At 47.3% G+C, this 18,059-nt stretch carries 14 protein-coding genes and 1 tRNA gene; 9 read left to right on the forward strand and 6 right to left on the reverse strand.

Annotation, left to right across the window (positions count from 1 at the left end):
• The first annotated feature begins 47 nt into the window (after positions 1-47).
• From A3CY_RS0116490 to A3CY_RS0116500, 3 genes are all read left to right on the forward strand, one after another.
• A tRNA-Ser gene (locus A3CY_RS0116490) sits at positions 48-132 on the forward strand.
• A 545-nt stretch (positions 133-677) separates the two neighbouring features.
• Positions 678-1,784: a sensor histidine kinase gene (locus A3CY_RS0116495; protein ID WP_018339041.1), complete on the forward strand. Its 1,107-nt coding sequence runs from the start codon at positions 678-680 to the stop codon at positions 1,782-1,784.
• Positions 1,781-2,506, forward strand: a complete 726-nt coding sequence (locus A3CY_RS0116500; RefSeq protein WP_018339042.1) for a LytR/AlgR family response regulator transcription factor — start codon at positions 1,781-1,783, stop codon at positions 2,504-2,506. The genes A3CY_RS0116495 and A3CY_RS0116500 overlap by 4 nt, the downstream gene beginning before the upstream one ends.
• Positions 2,507-2,634: 128 nt before the next feature.
• Here the strand turns inward: A3CY_RS0116500 and A3CY_RS0116505 are convergent, their stop codons facing one another.
• The 3 genes from A3CY_RS0116505 to A3CY_RS0116515 all read right to left on the reverse strand — a co-directional run bounded on the left by A3CY_RS0116505 (position 2,635) and on the right by A3CY_RS0116515 (position 7,454).
• Positions 2,635-3,717, reverse strand: a complete 1,083-nt coding sequence (locus A3CY_RS0116505; protein ID WP_018339043.1) for a trypsin-like peptidase domain-containing protein — start codon at positions 3,715-3,717, stop codon at positions 2,635-2,637.
• A gap of 22 nt (positions 3,718-3,739) precedes the next feature.
• Positions 3,740-5,074 carry a type III secretion system chaperone family protein gene (locus A3CY_RS0116510; protein WP_018339044.1) on the reverse strand — a complete coding sequence of 445 codons (1,335 nt, stop codon included), beginning with the start codon at positions 5,072-5,074 and terminating at the stop codon, positions 3,740-3,742.
• Positions 5,075-5,192: 118 nt separating this feature from the next.
• A complete protein-coding gene (locus A3CY_RS0116515) occupies positions 5,193-7,454 on the reverse strand; it encodes a cation:proton antiporter (RefSeq protein WP_018339045.1) in 2,262 nt (753 codons plus the stop codon).
• Between the two features lie 316 nt (positions 7,455-7,770).
• On the opposite strand from A3CY_RS0116515, the gene A3CY_RS0116520 reads away from it, so the two are divergent.
• The 3 genes from A3CY_RS0116520 (at position 7,771) to A3CY_RS21445 (ending at position 10,690) form a co-directional block, all read left to right on the forward strand.
• Positions 7,771-8,037, forward strand: a complete 267-nt coding sequence (locus A3CY_RS0116520; protein ID WP_018339046.1) for a GNAT family N-acetyltransferase — start codon at positions 7,771-7,773, stop codon at positions 8,035-8,037.
• 237 nt (positions 8,038-8,274) lie between these two features.
• On the forward strand, positions 8,275-9,549 hold the full coding sequence (locus A3CY_RS0116530; RefSeq protein ID WP_018339047.1) for a sensor histidine kinase: 1,275 nt from the start codon (positions 8,275-8,277) through the stop codon (positions 9,547-9,549).
• A gap of 220 nt (positions 9,550-9,769) precedes the next feature.
• Positions 9,770-10,690 (forward strand): DMT family transporter, encoded by a 921-nt coding sequence (locus A3CY_RS21445; RefSeq protein WP_081619497.1) that lies wholly within the window; start codon positions 9,770-9,772, stop codon positions 10,688-10,690.
• 76 nt (positions 10,691-10,766) lie between these two features.
• On the opposite strand, the gene A3CY_RS0116540 is transcribed toward A3CY_RS21445, so the two are convergent.
• From A3CY_RS0116540 to A3CY_RS0116550, 3 genes are all read right to left on the reverse strand, one after another.
• Complete coding sequence (locus tag A3CY_RS0116540; RefSeq protein ID WP_018339050.1) at positions 10,767-11,039, reverse strand: hypothetical protein; 273 nt, start codon at positions 11,037-11,039, stop codon at positions 10,767-10,769.
• 107 nt (positions 11,040-11,146) lie between these two features.
• Complete coding sequence (locus A3CY_RS21450; RefSeq protein WP_018339051.1) at positions 11,147-11,485, reverse strand: putative signal transducing protein; 339 nt, start codon at positions 11,483-11,485, stop codon at positions 11,147-11,149.
• Between the two features lie 78 nt (positions 11,486-11,563).
• Positions 11,564-12,511, reverse strand: a complete 948-nt coding sequence (locus A3CY_RS0116550; protein ID WP_231932464.1) for a transporter — start codon at positions 12,509-12,511, stop codon at positions 11,564-11,566.
• A gap of 158 nt (positions 12,512-12,669) precedes the next feature.
• Between A3CY_RS0116550 and A3CY_RS21455 the strand changes: the two genes are divergently transcribed.
• The 3 genes from A3CY_RS21455 (at position 12,670) to A3CY_RS0116565 (ending at position 18,046) form a co-directional block, all read left to right on the forward strand.
• On the forward strand, positions 12,670-15,537 hold the full coding sequence (locus A3CY_RS21455; RefSeq protein WP_018339053.1) for an ATP-binding protein: 2,868 nt from the start codon (positions 12,670-12,672) through the stop codon (positions 15,535-15,537).
• Between the two features lie 41 nt (positions 15,538-15,578).
• On the forward strand, positions 15,579-16,763 hold the full coding sequence (locus A3CY_RS0116560) for a class I SAM-dependent methyltransferase (protein WP_018339054.1): 1,185 nt from the start codon (positions 15,579-15,581) through the stop codon (positions 16,761-16,763).
• A gap of 83 nt (positions 16,764-16,846) precedes the next feature.
• On the forward strand, positions 16,847-18,046 hold the full coding sequence (locus A3CY_RS0116565; RefSeq protein ID WP_018339055.1) for an MFS transporter: 1,200 nt from the start codon (positions 16,847-16,849) through the stop codon (positions 18,044-18,046).
• Positions 18,047-18,059 lie beyond the last annotated feature (13 nt).

An 18,059-nucleotide genomic window follows, 5' to 3' on the forward strand; every position in this document is an offset into this window, starting at 1 on the left:
TTTCTTTTTGCAGATTCAAAATTTCCCCTATCTTTGCATCCGCATTTGGAGAGGTGGCAGAGTGGTCGATTGCGGCGGTCTTGAAAACCGTTGAACTGCGAGGTTCCGGGGGTTCGAATCCCTCCCTCTCCGCCCAAAGCTACTAAGAATTTGAGAGTTAGCACACGAAAGCTGACTCTCTTTCTGTTTTTAAAGGGATTCGAACGAAGTGCCGGCAGGGTTCGTAACGTGTTCTAGAGAGGTTAAGCCCCAAGTCATCCCTCCCGTGCGAGGCTATCCTCCCTTACTACCCACTAAGCTCCACTGGATCAAACACAGACAAGGGTAGCATCTCCTTTAAAAACACCTATTATTAAAAAAAGCTGACGGAGGCGTTCACTTTCAATTTTCAATTATTTCGTCAGAATCTCCCCATTCGTCGATAAAATCCGCCTGTTTGTTGAATTTATTTTGCAATTCGCTAATTCTGATATATTTTTATATCGCAACTAAAAATAAGAACGAGAAGAATGTTTATCATCAAACAAGAACAACAGTAAAGTTTGCAACCAGCCAGAGGCGGATTCGGCACACAACCCCTCCAATTGACATTCATCCCAACACAAATTGGTACTTGTGCCTCCGCCTCCTTTCTTTTTAAACGCTTGCTTTCTGCTGTCCGGCGTAAACGACGAACCATGAAGAACAAGATACACCGTCAACATATCCTCGAAAACTTGATCTACGCGCTCATCTGGATTATCGTGTTCACCGCACCGGTATTTCGGATTAGCGAGGAAACAGGATTCTCGTGGAAGGACGTGACAAAGCAATGGATGGCATTCTTACCCTTCTTCGCCGTGTTCTGCATCAACAACTACGTGCTTATTCCCTACCTGCTGACCCGCAAGCGGATGTTGTGGTATTTTCTGATTACAGCCGGGATGGTTTTTGTGATCTTCACAACTCTACCTCACCCAAGACATCATAATAACCCTCCCCACCACACGTTCACGGCAAACACAACAACCGGGAAACGTGTCGACAGACCGGAAAACGTACAATTTCGGAAGAAAGGCAACGAGCCACCCCCGTTCAAAATCCCGTTCGGGAGGATACGATTCTTCAACGGCATACTGATAGTCATATTCGTTATCGGTATCAACATCGCCATCAAGTTGCTGTTCAAGAGCATACGTGACGAACGGCAAATGAAGGAACTAGAGAAGCAGAACCTGCAAACAGAATTAGAATATCTCAAGCACCAGATCAACCCGCATTTCTTCATGAACACACTGAACAATATTCATGCGCTCATTGATATCGACGCGGAAAAAGCGAAAGAAACGGTGATCGAGTTATCAAAGATCATGCGGTATATCCTTTACGATTCAAGCCAGCCATTGATCTCCTTGCAGAAAGAAATCACACTAATAAACAACTACATAGCCTTGATGCGAATCCGTTATACCGATTCCATCGACATTACCATGAGCGTGCCGGAACGTTTGCCGGATGTACAATTACCTCCTTTACTATTTATTACTTTCATAGAAAACGCCTTCAAGCACGGCATCAGTTACCGGCACGCATCATTCGTCCATGTGTCTATCGAGATACAGGAAAAGGAATTATCGTTCTACGTCATGAACAGCAGCAACAACACAACATCACACGACACAGGCATCGGGCTGGAAAACGTAACGAAACGCCTCAACCTGCTCTACGGCAACAAGTACACGCTATCCACCCGTGAGGAGGAAAACGTGTATAGTGTCACACTCGTTATTCCCCTGCAATCATGATCCGGTGTATCGCTATCGACGACGAACCTCTGGCACTGAGGAAACTCACAGATTACATCCGGAAGACGCCCTTCCTTGAACTCGTGCAGGATTGCCCCGACGCCTTGAGTGCCATGCAAGTGCTGGGAGAAAAGACGGTAGACCTGATGTTCGTCGACATTAATATGCCCGACCTGAACGGCATGGACTTCGTGAAATTACTTACCGACAAGCCCATGATCGTTTTCACCACGGCGTACTCCGAGTTCGCCATCGAAGGATTCAAAGTGGACGCCACGGACTACCTGCTGAAACCATTCAGCTACAAGGATTTTTTGCAAGCCGCGGAAAAAGCCCGCAGTCGCTATAAGCTATTTCGTCAAGCCAAAGTTCCCGCCGGGGAAGAAACGGAAGCAACCCATCTGTTCGTGAAAGCGGACTACAAAATGGTACGAGTGGCAATCGATGACATCCTGTACATAGAAGGACAAAGCGAATACATCCGGATATACACCGACACGGGCAAACCACTAATGACCTACCTCAGCATGAAAGCCATCGAGGAACGCCTGCCCGCCAACCGCTTCATGCGGATACACCGTTCATACATCGTGAACCTCGGCAAAGTAAAAGAAGTTTCCCGTGACCGCATCGTGTACAACGGAAGCATCTATATTCCCGTAGGCGACCAATACAAGAAGAAATTCCACGAGTACTTGAATTCCCATTCGCTGACGAGGTGAAATCCCCTTATTAGATTCTAGATTTGATGATTTTAGATTTAAAACAACCTCCTCCGGCATCCTCTGTATAGGGGGAGCCGGAGGAGGTTGTTTATATTAACTTCTAGCCAATCACTCGCCCAAAGCGATTAGATCGCATCTTTTTTAGCATACTCGGAGAACTCGCAGCCGAAGGTGTCGGACAGGTAGTTATCCAAATCGTCAGCCTTGAACGCCATATTCGTGAGATTCTTCTGAACTTCCTCGCCATACTCGGAGAAGACATCGGAGATGTGTACGCGGTAAGAGAGGTAAATCTGGTTACCGTCCAAGCCCAGCTGGTAAGGTTTCACGTCAGCGGAAAGCAAATAAGAAAGCACGGGTTCGAGGTTCTTCTTCGGCAACACGTTGATCGGCGAAGTGCAGAACAAGTACTGCCGCTGGTAAACGAACATACGAATCTCGGAACTTCCCTTGTGGAATACCCAGCTCTCGTAACCTACACGGGCGAGCACGGGGTTGATTCCCATTGCCTCGATCGCTTGCTCGCAGAAAACGGCAAGGTCAGTCAACGACCGTTCTTGGAACACGTTCTCCGGCAGTTTGTCACCGCACGAGGGGCAATATTCGTCCTCCTCGGAGATCAGCTCATCGCAACTGTCACATTGCACGTTAAACGTCGTGGTATCGAGTTCGCCGATTTGGTTGAGCAACTCGCGCAAAGATGCCGAAGGGATACCGAATCCCATATTATCGGCATTAGTGAGCTTGCTCGCGGTGATAGCCACCAGCTCGTTGCTGTCATTGAACATCGGTCCTCCGCTGTTACCGGGATTAACAGCCGCATCGGTCTGTATGTAATAACTGTCGTTTATCAACTGCCGGGGGGACGATACGGTACCCTCGGTCACCGTGAACGGCATCCCGAACGGATACCCCGCCACGTTGATTTTTTGCCCGATAGCAACCCCATCAAGCGCACCCAACGTGATCTCGGGAAGAGCCGAGAAATCCCCTTCTGCTTTCAACAAGGCGATGTCACGAGAGGGATTTACCAACACCACGCGAGCGTAAAACCTGTTCTTATCGTTATCTTGGAGGGCCACCTCGCGGAAACCTTCTACCACATGGTAATTGGTTACAAATAGATCATAGTTTTTCAGGTAAAAACAACTGCCTGATCCGCCGGCATGGTTTACTTTATAGACGGCATTAAATATATTCTGTTCCATAATGTCAAAATTTCATCCCTGTTTATTGATTGTTTCCCAACCCGGCTGCCAGCTCCTGCACTTGGCGCGTGTAATCTTCCATGCTGATCTGCCCTTGCATCATCTGCATCTGCAATGTCTGCACCTTGGCAAGGTATTCCTGCATACCGCCGCCCTGCATCATTTGTTGCATTGCCTGCTGCATATTCTGGGCAATTTGCGTCATGTCTACATTACCGAAGTCCATGTTATCATCGTCATCCGCATCAAGCTCGCCTTCCATAATGTTATCCATCGCCTCGTGGAGGATGGGAGCAGCCTCATCCCACGGCATAGCGGAAGTTTTCACCAGCGCACGTGTCACGACGGCGTTCACGTCATCCTGCACGTCGTTGTAGAAATACATCTCGTAGAACTTGTAGACAATCATAAGGCAGCACGTCATGTAATTGCGTGACTCGAACGCCTGCGTTGCCCGATCGTAAGTATTTTCGAAATTCTCCTGTATGTTCTTGAGGTTAGAACGGCGTTTCGGGGAGATAAAGGTTTCCACGAAATAAAGATCTTCCGCCAATTCCTCTTTCGTCATCGCCTGCAAGCGGGCAACCACGGATTTCCCGGCAATTACCACCTCGGGCAGCGGAATATCCTCACGATCCATCTCGGCAACCGCTTTGTTGAGGTCGTTGAGCAATTGTCCTTGCGGGTGGGCGTAATAAAGTATTTTTAAAAGAGTGGAATCGAGCACGTTCCATGCGAAACCGAACTTCCGGTCAGCCTCGAAGCCCTTCACGGCATCCATGCACTCGCGGCAACTCAACTGAATCACCTCGTACACGTTATCTAACGTTTCGGCATCGAAAGGAGTTACTTTAGGTTCATAAATTCGCTGCGCACCAAACTTGGTTTCGAACTCGTCATCATACTTGTCACCCGTGCGGCATATCTCTTCCAGCACGTAATACATCTTGTAAGGTTGTGCCAAAGCGAGCGGGCAACTGTACTCGAAATAAAGCCGCTCGTCATGTAACTCGATGCGTGCCAAATCCATATCGTTAAAGTTCAAGCCCGCCACTTGCCGAAGCAAAGGCACTCTTCCCTTTTCAGGTAAAGCGAGGAATGGCGCGGTGACGTACAACTGCCCGTCCTCTATCTTGATCGTTACCACGATAGAACCGTGCGGCACGTTGAACTCTGTCCCTGCCGGATTACCGTGTTTCTCCCGCAAATCCGGGTCCACGTAATCGAGGAGGGTATGGAATGCTTTCAAGTACTCCCCGTTCTCGAAGGCTTCCATGCTTTCGTCGAAGGCATCGACGTTAATCTTACTTTCCGTCGACGCTATCGTGGAAAGGTTGAATGTCAAGGTTTGTTTCATGACTTATAAGGAATTAAATAATTAATAACAATTCACGCGCCCATCCACGCCACATCACGTAGAGGCGGCTATAAAGGTGAGAAAAACAATCGAATATTAAAAGTGAAAAGTTGAAAAATTATTCACTACCCCGTATCATTCGCCGAATGTTATCCTTCTCTCCCACGACCCAAACGAGGTCACCATCCTGAAACACCGTATGTTTCGTCGGGTTCATAATCTCGTCGTCGTCCCGTTCAATACCCACGATCAAACAATTGTAGCGGTTACCCACGTTCGATTCGGCAAGGGTTTGTCCCCGGAAAGCGAAAGCCTCGTCCACAGTAAACGATTGCAAGGACACCTCCTCCGTCGTGATCCCGTCCTTGTTTTCCGCCTGTATCCGCTCCATGTCGGTCGAGAAATGCTGTATCTGCTCGTCCGTTCCCACGACCACCATCCGGTCTTGTGGATAAATCCGCTCCATCCTGTCGGGAATATTGATACGATGGTCGCCGCGAATAATCTCCACCACGCTCACCCCATAGCGCTCGCGGAAAGCAAGCTCGTCGAGAGGAAGCCCCGCGTAGGCGGAATTCGGAGAAACGGTGATTGCCGCCAAATGAATATCCTTGTCACTGAGATCACGGTGAAAACTCGATTTCAACGGATTTTTCCGCCGAGCCGCTTCCTCCCGCTGGTTCAAGTTCGTCATGAAACGCCGTTCCAGTTTCATGTAATGATTCAAATCCCGCCGGAAAAGCGTAATCAAAGCCACGATAGCCGCCGCAATGATAATCAGTACCCCATACTGGATATGGAAATAGCGAATCAACACCAGCGACACGAATAATATCGCCACGAATACCCGGAAAAGCACCAGCGGCACCAACCGTCCCCGGTTGTACTTGCTGTCGTTCCACAGGCTCATGAACAACTCCGGTGTGTTATTCTTGTTCGAAATCAAGGCGATCAGGAAAGGTGTCATCAACAACAACGTAACCACGGTAGTAACCACGTTATCGAGCACCACCGAATCCGGGAACCGTTCGATCATAAAAGGATGTATCACGTGCGTTGAAAGCAGAAATATTGCCGTCAACAATATACTATATATGGATACCCGTCCCAGGAAACTCTTCAGCAACCGTTTCCAGTCGCTCTCGTGATTGATCGTCTTCGCCCCCGAGGCGTAACGATCGAGGAAAAGGCACACCCGGTCGGGCAACACCCGGTACAGCCATCCGGCAAAAGGATCGGCAAGACGGATAAAATAAGGAGTCGTGAATGTCGTGATAACCGACACGGCAACGATAATCGGGTAAACAAAGTCATCAAGCACCTTCAGCGACACCCCCAGTGAGGCGATGATAAAAGCAAACTCCCCGATCTGCGCCAGGCTGAACCCAGACTTGACCGAAGTCTTCAACGTCTGTCCCGACAACAACACCCCGAGCGTCGAAAAGCAGGCTTTGCCCACGATAGTCACCAGCGTGATTACCGCCACTGGTAGGGCGTACTCCACGAGTACCGCCGGATCGACCAGCATCCCCACCGACACGAAAAAAATAGCCCCGAACAAATCTTTCACGGGCTTGATAATATGCTCGATATGTTCCGCCTCCACCGTTTCGGCAAGGATAGACCCCATGATGAATGCCCCGAGAGCCGCCGAGAAACCGGTTTCCGTCGCCAGCACCACCATACCGAGGCACAGCCCGAGAGCTATAATCAACAGTGTTTCGTCGTTCATCAGTCGCTTTACCTTCTTCAAAAACAGGGGAATAATGAATATTCCTATCAAGAACCAAAGCACAAGAAAGAAAACAACCTTCAACACGCTCATTGCCAGTTCCTCCCCGGCGAATTGCTGGCTGACCGCCATCGTGGAAAGCAATACCATCATCAATATCGCCACCAAATCCTCCACAACCAGCGTCCCGAAGACAATCCCCGTGAAACGTTGACCACGCAGCCCCATATCATCAAACGCTTTTATAATAATAGTCGTCGACGACATAGAAAGCATTCCACCGAGGAAAATGCAGTTCATCGTTGACCACCCCATCGCGTACCCCACGAGATACCCGACGATCAGCATCGTCACCACCTCCGTGATTGCCGTGATAAACGCCGTCGATCCCACGTTCACCAGCTTTTTGAAACTGAACTCCAACCCCAGCGCGAAAAGCAGGAAGACTACCCCGATCTCCGCCCACGTGTTGATATTCCCGATGTCCCCCACCGTCGGAAATACCTGCACGTAAGGTCCCGCCAGCAACCCCGCCACAATATATCCCAGCACGAGGGGTTGCTTAAGCCATTTAAACAAAAGTGTAATAATCCCGGCGGATACTAAAATAAGTGCCAGGTCAGTAATCAAAGTCGGTAAATGAGACATGATCTATTCGTTTATGATTAAATTAATGAAGATTACAAATATATTCATAAAATAAATACGATAAAAGTACTTTCGACGTTACAAGAAACAATTGAAAATTAAATATGCAGAATTGCGGTTCATACACGGCATAAATTGTTGAAAAATCACGCGGGAATATAATGATAAACTCCCCCCTCTGGCTGACATTCGACAATTATAATTCCATATTCACCCTATATAGAGATCAGCCGTGTAAAAAAAAACGAACAAGATTGAAACTGCACACGGTAAAAAAACGTACACCAAGTAGAAATAAACTCAAAACACTCAAAATATGGAAATCACTCATAATGAACAAAAACATATGTTCGAAATTCAAGACGGCGGACAGGCAGCCGTTGTAGAATACAAGCCTTTTGATGGAGGCATCAACATTATCCACACGTTCGTGCCGAAATCCTTGCAAAGCAAAGGCTACGGGTCGGCACTCGTCAAACGTACCCTAGAATATGCAAAAGAAAAGAATTGGAAAGTGATTATCACTTGCCCCTTCGCCCGAGCCTACGTTGCCCGTCACAAAGAGTACGAGAGTGTGCTCTGAATCAAGTGTGTCGGGAATAACTTATCCCGAGCTCGGTTATGACTCAAAAACCGGATATAATAAATGTGCCGCATTGTCTCTGAATCACTGGCAATCAACACACAGAGTCACAAATCAAGCTACTATGGGACTTTTTCGTCAGAACGATTTCTTCAAAAAGATTGAAAATTTTAAAACGATCTTTTGGAACATCGGTAAATTATAACAAACTTTGTGGTGAATTTAGAAGCGTGTAGCATGAATGATTATATTATCATTACAATATTAATCGGCATTATTTTAATACTTATGGGCTTGTACTTACAAGCGAAGCAGGCAGTCTGCAAAAAAGGAAAAGAAGTAAAAGTATCAGGAGCATTATTTGATTTTATCCTGCAACACATCAAAGCGTATATTCTGGTAATCGACCGGGATTTTATTGTAGAAAGGACAAATTATTATACTATAACTAATACCCAAGACGACAAGCAGGAAAAACGGGTAGGCGAACTTCTCCGGTGCGTGAATTCTTTCCAAAAAGGATGCGGCAACGGGGAACTCTGTCAAACGTGCCCCATACGGGCTGCCATCACCGATGCTTTCCACGAGAAAAGAGATTTCACGAACTTGGAAGCCATTGTCAGCCTACGCGTTTCCGAGAAAAAGTCGTTGAAATGCAACGTTTCCGTCTCGGGCTCCTACATGGACGTTAATCACCGTCCCCAAATGTTAATAACCATCCACGATATTACCGAGTTGAAACAAGCCCAAATCAGGCTACAAGACGCCCTGGACAAGACGGAACGCATCGAGAAATCGAAATTCTCGTTCCTTGAAAAACTAGGCAACGACATCAACGATCAGCTGAATTGCATCCTGGGATGGGCGAACCTCGTCAGCTCCGACAAGACGCTGACCGACAACCAGCGCAACGAGTACATGAATCTGATATACGAACATTCCGACCTGTTGTCGCATATGGCAAACGACGTGTTAAGGCTCGCCAAAATAGACGCACACAAGATAGACTTGCAAATGAGCACGTTCTGCTTGTATGAATTCTGCCAAGACATTCTGCTGATACGCATGAACAATACCCACCCGAACGTGGAATTGTACATGGAGTGCGATACCCCTAAACTGCTCGTCTATACCGACCAGCAGAAACTCTTTCAAGTGATCGTCAACCTCTTGTCGAACGCACAAAAATTCACGAACCGGGGACACATCAGACTGGAATATTCCTTGAGCAAGGAACAGGACATGATAAACTTCGTTGTCGAAGATACCGGAAAGGGTATGCCGACAAGGATTCACGCCCACCTCTTCGAGCGATTCTACAAGGCAAACACCTTCACGGAAGGACCGGGACTCGGGTTAGCCATCTGTAAAGCTTACATCGAAGCCATGGGCGGCACCATCCAGTTTACCTCTGCCGAGGGACGCGGTACACGTTTCCATTTCTCCATCAAGAGGGAACCCATTCCCGCCGGAGATGCGGCTCTTGATATGTGTAAGGGGCAAACGAATTAATCCGCAAGACTACGTTTTGTCATACTGAGCTTGCGAAAGATTTCCTGCAACAAAATTGTAAATCACGACAATTATCCCCGATCGATTTTAGATTTAATGATTGAGTCCTAGACGCAGGGGGATAGTTCAATCTAAAATCAAGAAATCTAAAATTATATAGAATCTCCAAATCAGTAAACCTTTTCTTCCTCGTTTCCGTTTACCCGAAAAATAGATGAAAATGGAAACAACCCGAAAACCGAAAGAGATCATAGGACATCTTATGGTCTTGTCCACGATAATCATATACAGTTTCAACACGAACTTCATGAAGATTCTCATGCCCACGTGGATAGGACCCCACGGGCTCGTGTTGCTCCGATGTGCAGTTATGGCGGCGGGATTCTGGTTGATCTCATGTTTTATCCCCATGAAAGGCAAAACCCAACCAACAAGGAAAGACATTTTGATGATGACGCTCGGGGGCGTACTCGGTATCGGGGGCAATCTACGACTCTATATCAACGGTTTGAACATAACCGGACCCGTCGACGCTTTCGTTATTCGTACCACACAACCGATCATCGTGATAGCCTTGGCTGTACTCCTGCTACACGCCTCTTTCAACTGGTACAAGGCAATCGGTATTGCCCTCGGGCTTGCCGGGACAATATACGTTTCCATCTCTCCCCATGCCGGAGCCGTCAAGGATTCAATCACGGGAGATGTTCTCATCTTCGTTTCGTCCGTGTTCAATGCCCTTTATCTCATCTTGATAAAACCTTATACTCAAAAATTCAACTCCGTCATTGTCATGCGGTGGATGAGTCTAGCGGCATTGATTATCACCCTGCCATTCGGTATCCATCAAGCCCTCACCGCACCGATATTCACTACCGCCGCACCGATACACGTGTGGCTCCAACTGGGCTTCGTGCTCGTGTTCGCCACCATGATTGCTTACTTCCTTAACCTGAAAGCACTCGTGTACATCACTCCCTTCGTAGAAAGCGTGTACATCTACCTGCTCCCCATCACCGGAGCCACCGTTTCCATCCTCCTCGGGTTGCAGAAATTCTCGTGGCATGATCCAGTATCTCTTGTACTTATCATCGTCGGATTCATCCTGATAAACAAAAAGACTCGGACAGTTAAAAATTAAAAATTTAGTTATTGACGATTAAAATGATTTAGCAACAAAAAAATACCGGACTTTAACACTCCAACGAGATATGTGGCTATTTCAGATGCTTGATTTTCTCGTTCAACTCGTCCATTTGCAGGCGATGAGACTCCAAAGTTTCATGCATCTTTCTACGTGATTCGGGGTCATGCACGATTTCCGGGAACTCCACCAATAACGCCACAAGATTGGTCAAAGCGTTCGCTTCCTGCACGCTTGTGGTCAATATCTCTATATACAATTTTTTCTTTTCCTCGTCCGAGAACAACTCGTCCACTTCTTTTTTCAATTTCTCACTATCAATTTCCGGTAATTCCACTTCTTTCATAATTCCTTATCTTTTATATTTCCATTCCTTACCACAATCAAAACATTTGCGCAGGGTTCTGAACATCGGGAACACACCCCCTAATAAAGCATACACAGCTCTAATAATCACGTCCGGATCTTCTGCTTGCCGATATTTTCAGAATGACAAAACGGACAAGTATCAAGGCTTATCGCCATCACACGATCCACCAGCTGCACCTCATCCTCCGGTACCAAGTCTGCCGGATGAATATATCCGCCCTCCGACAAAAAAAGCACACCCGCTTCCCAATCCTGATCGCAGATCAGCAACTTGACACCTCCCGCCGAATGCAGCGCAAAGTTATACATTTGCACCAGCTCGTCTTCGATCATGGCATTTATCCCTAGCGACTCAAGATAAGCCTTTGCCATATGGGCATCTTGGGGATTGGTAAAAGTCCGTATTACATTCCAATTATCCATTATATCGTGTATTAATCCACAAAACGACAACATGGACGCAAGTTAGTATAATTTAACGAGAATACAAAACTTTAGATATTACAATCGCCCGTCCCCAACGCTATTTACAGCCTTTCTCTTCCGGTATAACTGATAGGCATTAATACTATTTTGCCATAGGACGTATGCCGCCGGACCAATAGAAGAAAGAGGCGACAGGTAAACTTGTGCCATCCAAATAGCTAGGATTGTATTCTTTTGTCCCAATCCCTGTCCTCCGGCAATCGTCTCTCCATATTTTTTCCCGATCCAGCGACCGAGAGCGAACTGCACGGCACAAAGCAACAGCGCAGCAAAAGCCATCAGAAATTCTTCACCGTAATTTTTGCTATCCTGCTGCATGATGAAGAATACCGTCCGCCCGGTGACAATCGTCAATGCCAGCGACCACAAGTAAAATGAAATACTTTGGCGGGCACGCAGCATCTTATGCACGGAAGGGACAAAATACTCTAGTACCCAAGCCCCGGCAAGAGGCAGCAACAACAAGGGTCCCACTTGACTGCAAATATGCCATACAGACTGACCAAACGATAAATCCCCCTGTGCTCCTACCAACGAGAATACAAGCGGTGCAACTACCGCCACGCACAAGTTACTCACCAGCGTATAGCTCGCCAGACAAGGCACGCTACCCCCGAGCATCCCTGTGATTACAGTTGCCGCTACCGCAGTGGGAGCCAACACGCATATTAGCATAGCTTCCGCCAACACCCGGTCGAAACAACAAATCGCCCCATACACAACAAGACTCCCGAAAACCTGTATCGCCAACATCCACGCGTGCAAACGGGTAAAACGCATCTCACGTATCGACAAACGACAACACGTAATCAACAACATGATCGATATCAAGTAAGGGGTCAAAAAAGCAAACAAGTTGAAAAAGGAGTAGAATATACCCCCGCCTAGCATCGCCAATGGCAACATCCATGTTTTTAATCGTTCCAGCACGTCAGTATTGATTTTTGTCCCGCAAAGGAACATCGAATTCACCAATAATCCAAAATTAATCCGTCCCTTTCTCCCACCCAGCAACGATTTTCATACCAAATCGTAGCAATATAGGATTATTTGGTTACTTTTGTAAACCAATTGATCGGCTATTTAGAATTTTAACTAGAGTCCAAAAAACGTGTATGATTATGCCAGCAACAGGTAACACCATAATCTCCAACTGTGAATTAGAATGCCTGCGAGAAAAAGCGCTTATTCTCCAAGAACTACAAAAGACCGCCAAAATAGGATGGTGGAAAGTGAACTTTGAAACACACCAGATCGTATGTTCGGATTATATTACAGACCTGCTCGCTCTCGAAAGCAACACACTCACAGTGGATCAGTTACTGGAATTGATTAACGAGAACTACCGCCAACGAGTGGTCGAAAATCTCGTGCACCTAAAAAAACTGAACTATTACGACGAGATTTTCCCCATCATGACCCGGTACGGGGAAATGTGGATACATTCCAGAATCGGGAACAAGATGATAAGCCAAAATGGGACTATCATCGCTATCGGGTATTCCAAAATACTAGAAGAAGAAGAAAACATTTTCATGTCAGAGGAGAAAGAAGAAAGCCAGTTAAAGGAACTGATGCTGCGCCAGTACTCCCTGTCACAATCTTTATCCAATTTCTTGAAGACTCCGGATTCCGATCAAGTCATCACCGATACGCTAAAAGAAATACTAAGACAATTCGACGGAGACAGAACCTATATATTTAAATACAACAAAGCAAACGACACGCAAAGCTGTATCTACGAGGCAACACGCCCCAACGTGAAACCGGAAATAGACACGCTGCAAAACATGGATATTAACCGGAACGGGTGGTGGAGCACACAAATACTCAATAACATCTCGATCGTTATCAACCACCTTGACGAACTGCCTCCCGAGGCGGAACCCGACAAGCTAACGCTAGCACGCCAGAACATCGCTTCCCTGCTGATCGTTCCCCTCGCTTCAAGTGACGGCATCTGGGGATACATGGGAATAGACATCGTCGACCATCCCCGGATGTGGAGTCATATAGACAAAGAATGGTTCTTCGCAATCTCGAATATCATCAACATCTGCATCGAGCTGCGAGCCTCGGAAAAAGAAGCCCAAGAACAACGGGAACACCTGCAAAAGCTATATGACTATATGCCGATCGGGTACCTTCGCCTGCAAATGTTGTACGACGAGAAGGGGGAAGCCCGCGACTTCAAATACCTCGACTCCAACCCCGCGTTCAGCAAAATATCGGGCACTCCCCTGAACCATTTCACGGGAAAAACCGCAAAGGAATTCGGCATCAAAGATATAAACACCATACATAACCTGCACAAACTTTCCACAAGCAAAGAGATCAGGGAAAGTACCCGGGTCATGGAAGAAACGGGTGTACAATACCGTTTGATCCTCTACTCCCCGGGAGAAGGAGAAATTGTGGCTTTATTCACGGACATCACGGAACAGATGAAAGCAATCAAAGCCCTCCGCCACAGCGAAGAAATGCTCCGCAACATATACAAGAACATCCCCGTGGGTATCGAGATTTATGACAAGAACGGGGATCTTCTTGACTTGAACGAAGTCGAAAGCGAGATGTTCGGCTTCAACCGGAAAGAAGACGTGCTCGGGGTCAACTTGTTTGAAAACCCCAACCTCCCGCGGGAAAAGCTAGAAGAACTGCGCCAAGGCAAAGAGATTATGTTCCCGCTTACCTACAAATTCTCGAATGTAGACAAGGTATATTACAACACGAAATACTCGGGGGACAAGAAACTAACCGTGAAGTGCACCTGTCTTTACGACACAAACCACAATATCGAAAACTACCTGCTTATCGTGATCGACAACACGGAGACATTCAAGACCTATCGCAAGATCGAAGAATTCGAAACGTTGTTCAACGACATCGCGGCATTCTCCAAGGTCGGTATTTTCCGGTGGAACCTGTTGCAGAAAACATTCTTCGGCTCGCAGGTCTGGTTCAACAATCTCAACCAAGAACCCCACCGGATAGACAACATCCTAGATGCTTACAAACACGTGCATCCCGAGGATATGGTGAAGCTGGAAGAGTTTTTCCAAGAGGTACGGGAAGGACGAAGCCAGGTATTCGCCGAAGAAGCGCGTGTTCGCTTCGAGGAAGAATGGCGATGGTTGCGTGTTCGCTTCAAGGTGAAGGAATATAACCCGCGGAACGAGGTGATCGAATTGATTGGCTTGAACATAGACATCACCGAAACAAAAGCCACAGAACAGAAACTCATAGAAGCCAAACTGAAGGCAGAGGAATCCGATCGACTGAAGTCTGCCTTTCTGGCAAACATGAGCCACGAAATACGTACCCCACTGAACGCTATCGTTGGATTCTCGGCACTGCTCGCCGAATCGGAAAGCCTGGCGGAACGGGAACAATACCTCTCGGTGATTCAGAAAAACAACGAACTGCTGCTGCAATTGATCTCCGACATCCTCGACCTCGCGAAGATCGAAGCCGGGACATTCGACATCACCCTCGCCGATTTCGACGTCAACCAATTGTGCGAGGAAGTGGTTTACTCTCTTGTCATGAAACTATCATCGAACGTGACGCTCTCGTTTGAAGACCGCATCCCGCAATGTTTCCTCCATAGTGACAGGAACCGGATTTTTCAAATCCTGTCCAACTTTATCAATAACGCCATCAAATTCACGGAGAAAGGAAACATCCGCCTTGGGTATCGCATCACAGGCGAACAGATCAAATTCTACGTGGAGGACACGGGTATCGGAATCCCACCAGAGAACACCAAGCACATTTTTGAACGCTTCGTGAAACTCAACTCGTTCATACATGGCACGGGATTGGGGTTGCCTATATGCAAAAGCATTATCGAGAAACTAGACGGAAAAATTGGCGTGGAATCCACTGTTAGCAAAGGCTCATACTTCTGGTTCACCTTGCCGTATAACCCGGATCTGCAACTGACAACTCATGGATTTGACGAACAATCGTTGTTTATACTGGATTAATTTCCTTATTTTTGCACGAGTAAAAAACAACGCCCGACACGATGCCATTGTCTTCAGAAATACTCGACTTTGTCCGGGAACACCTTGACGATGACCCGAACAAACTGCAATTCCAGAAAAAGAACTACCCGGACAACCGGGTAGCCATTGCCGTGGAACAGATACGGGCACGCGAAAGAGTCAGAACCAAACTTCCCTCGTGGTACGCCAACACAGCCGTATTCTACCCCTCGGAACTGGCAACGGAGCAATGCTCCTCGGAACTCACGGCGAACTACAAAGCACGACTCATGACAGGTGACACACTCTGCGACCTCACGGGAGGGATGGGCGTCGATTCCTATTTTTTCTCCCGTGCCGCGAGCCACGTGACTTACGTGGAACAGAATCCCCTCTATTGCGAAGCGGCACGCTATAATTTCCAAATTCTAGGGACAGAGAATATCGAGGTTATCAACGAGGACGCCACACGAGTGGCGGGTACGCTGGCAGCGGAAACCTATTACATCGACCCTTCCCGGCGGACACGTGACAACCGACGCATCTTCGCCCTTGCCGACTACGAACCTAACGTACTGGAAATAAAAGAACAACTTCTAACCCGAGGCAAACGCTTGATCGTGAAAATGTCCCCCATGGAGGATATTACCGCCGTCGCTTCCCTCCTGCCCGAAACGACCGACATCCACGTGCTGTCCGTTAAAAATGAATGCAAGGAACTCCTGTTCGTGCTGGAAGCGACTCCCGCGAACAAAGCGATCACCGTTCATACCGTCAACTTTGCCTCCGCCGGAACAGAACAATACTTCGCGTTCACGCCGGAAGAAGAAAAGGAAGCCCCCTCCCGCCTGACCGATACCGTGGGGAAATACCTCTACGAGCCCAACAGTTCTATACTGAAAAGCGGAGCATTCAAGCTCCCGGCTATCCATTACAATCTAAACAAGCTACACCAGCATAGCCACCTGTACACGGGAGACACGCTTGTCAGCGACTTCCCCGGCAGGATATTCCAAGTTCAAGAAGTCTTTGACTTCTCAAGCAAATGGCTCAAGCAGATCGCCAAGACCCTCCCGAAAGCCAACATTACCACCCGCAACTTTAAAATATCCGCAGATGAAATCCGTTCCCGCGGCAAGATCAAAGACGGCGGCAATACTTACCTGTTTGCAACAACGCTGAACAACGGCAAGGCGGTCGTCATACAAGGAGAAAAACCTTATTGATTTAATTTTAAACCCTAAACTTCTTTCGTTTCTAACTTTTTTCTTGTCAAATCGTATAGGGACTAGAACTAAACGAAACCAAAATGAAAACACAGACAGGTCATGGCACGATCTCGCTCACCGCACTTCTTGCCATTTACTCTATTTCTATGGTCACTTCTCTGCCCGGGCTGGCGATCTCACCCATACTAGGCGATCTTCAACATATATTCAAAGGAGCAAGCGACCTGGAACTCCAAATGTTAGAATCTCTTCCCTCGTTTATTATCGTTCCTTTTATCTTGCTGGCAGGACGACTATCCTTGCACGTCAACAAGAAAAAGATACTCATTATAGGACTGGCTATTTTCTTCGGTTGTAGTATCATATACCCGTTCAGTAATTCTCTGTCATTATTACTCGTGGTCAGCGCCTTGCTTGGAGTGGGAGCTGGAATGATTATCCCTTTCTCCACAGGATTTATCGCGGATAATTTCACCAAACGATACCGCACAAGGCAACTAGGTATAGCCTCCTCGATCACGAATCTGACCCTCGTGTTGGCAACCTTCCTCGCCGGAGTACTCGCGGACATCAACTGGCACTACGCTTTTCTGGTGTACTGTCTGTCCGGAATCTCGCTCCTGTTTGCCTTCAAGCTCAAATCGACCCCACCACCAGTGACTCCCCTGAGAACCATAACCGCCACAACTACCTCTACAAAACATCAGTGGCCAGTTGCGCTTATGCTACTTTACTACTTTATTACCTTTCTCGTTGTAACCGTGCCATTTAACCTCTCGATTTACATGGAAACCTTAAAACACTATAAAGACCCGGACATATCCGGTACGCTCATATCCGTGTTTTTCCTTGCCATGACCATTCCGGGAGTCTTCATCAATAACATTATTTCGGGATTAAAAACAAACACTAATTTTATAGCCCTTTGCTGCATCACCCTCGGTTTCGTTTTATTCATACTGAAAGCCGGGCTGGTAATACTGACTATCGGCATCCTGCTCATCGGTTTGGGATACGGGTGCATGCAGCCAATCATATATGACAAGACGTCTGCCAGTACCGAAGAATCGCACGCGACTTACGCCCTAGCACTCGTTATGTCAATGAATTACGTGGCGTTAATTACCTACCCGTTTATCACACAATGGTTGCAGGATTTGTTCTCCACGGACGCTTCCTACTTCCCGTTCCTATTAAGCATGATACTGGGCGGGGCGTTCACCGTGTATGCCTATTTTAGAAGAAACAGTCCCGCACTCGGGATGCAAATGCAAAGTTAAATATCGCGAGGGG

The organism is Butyricimonas synergistica DSM 23225, assembly GCF_000379665.1.
Classification (GTDB): domain Bacteria; phylum Bacteroidota; class Bacteroidia; order Bacteroidales; family Marinifilaceae; genus Butyricimonas; species Butyricimonas synergistica.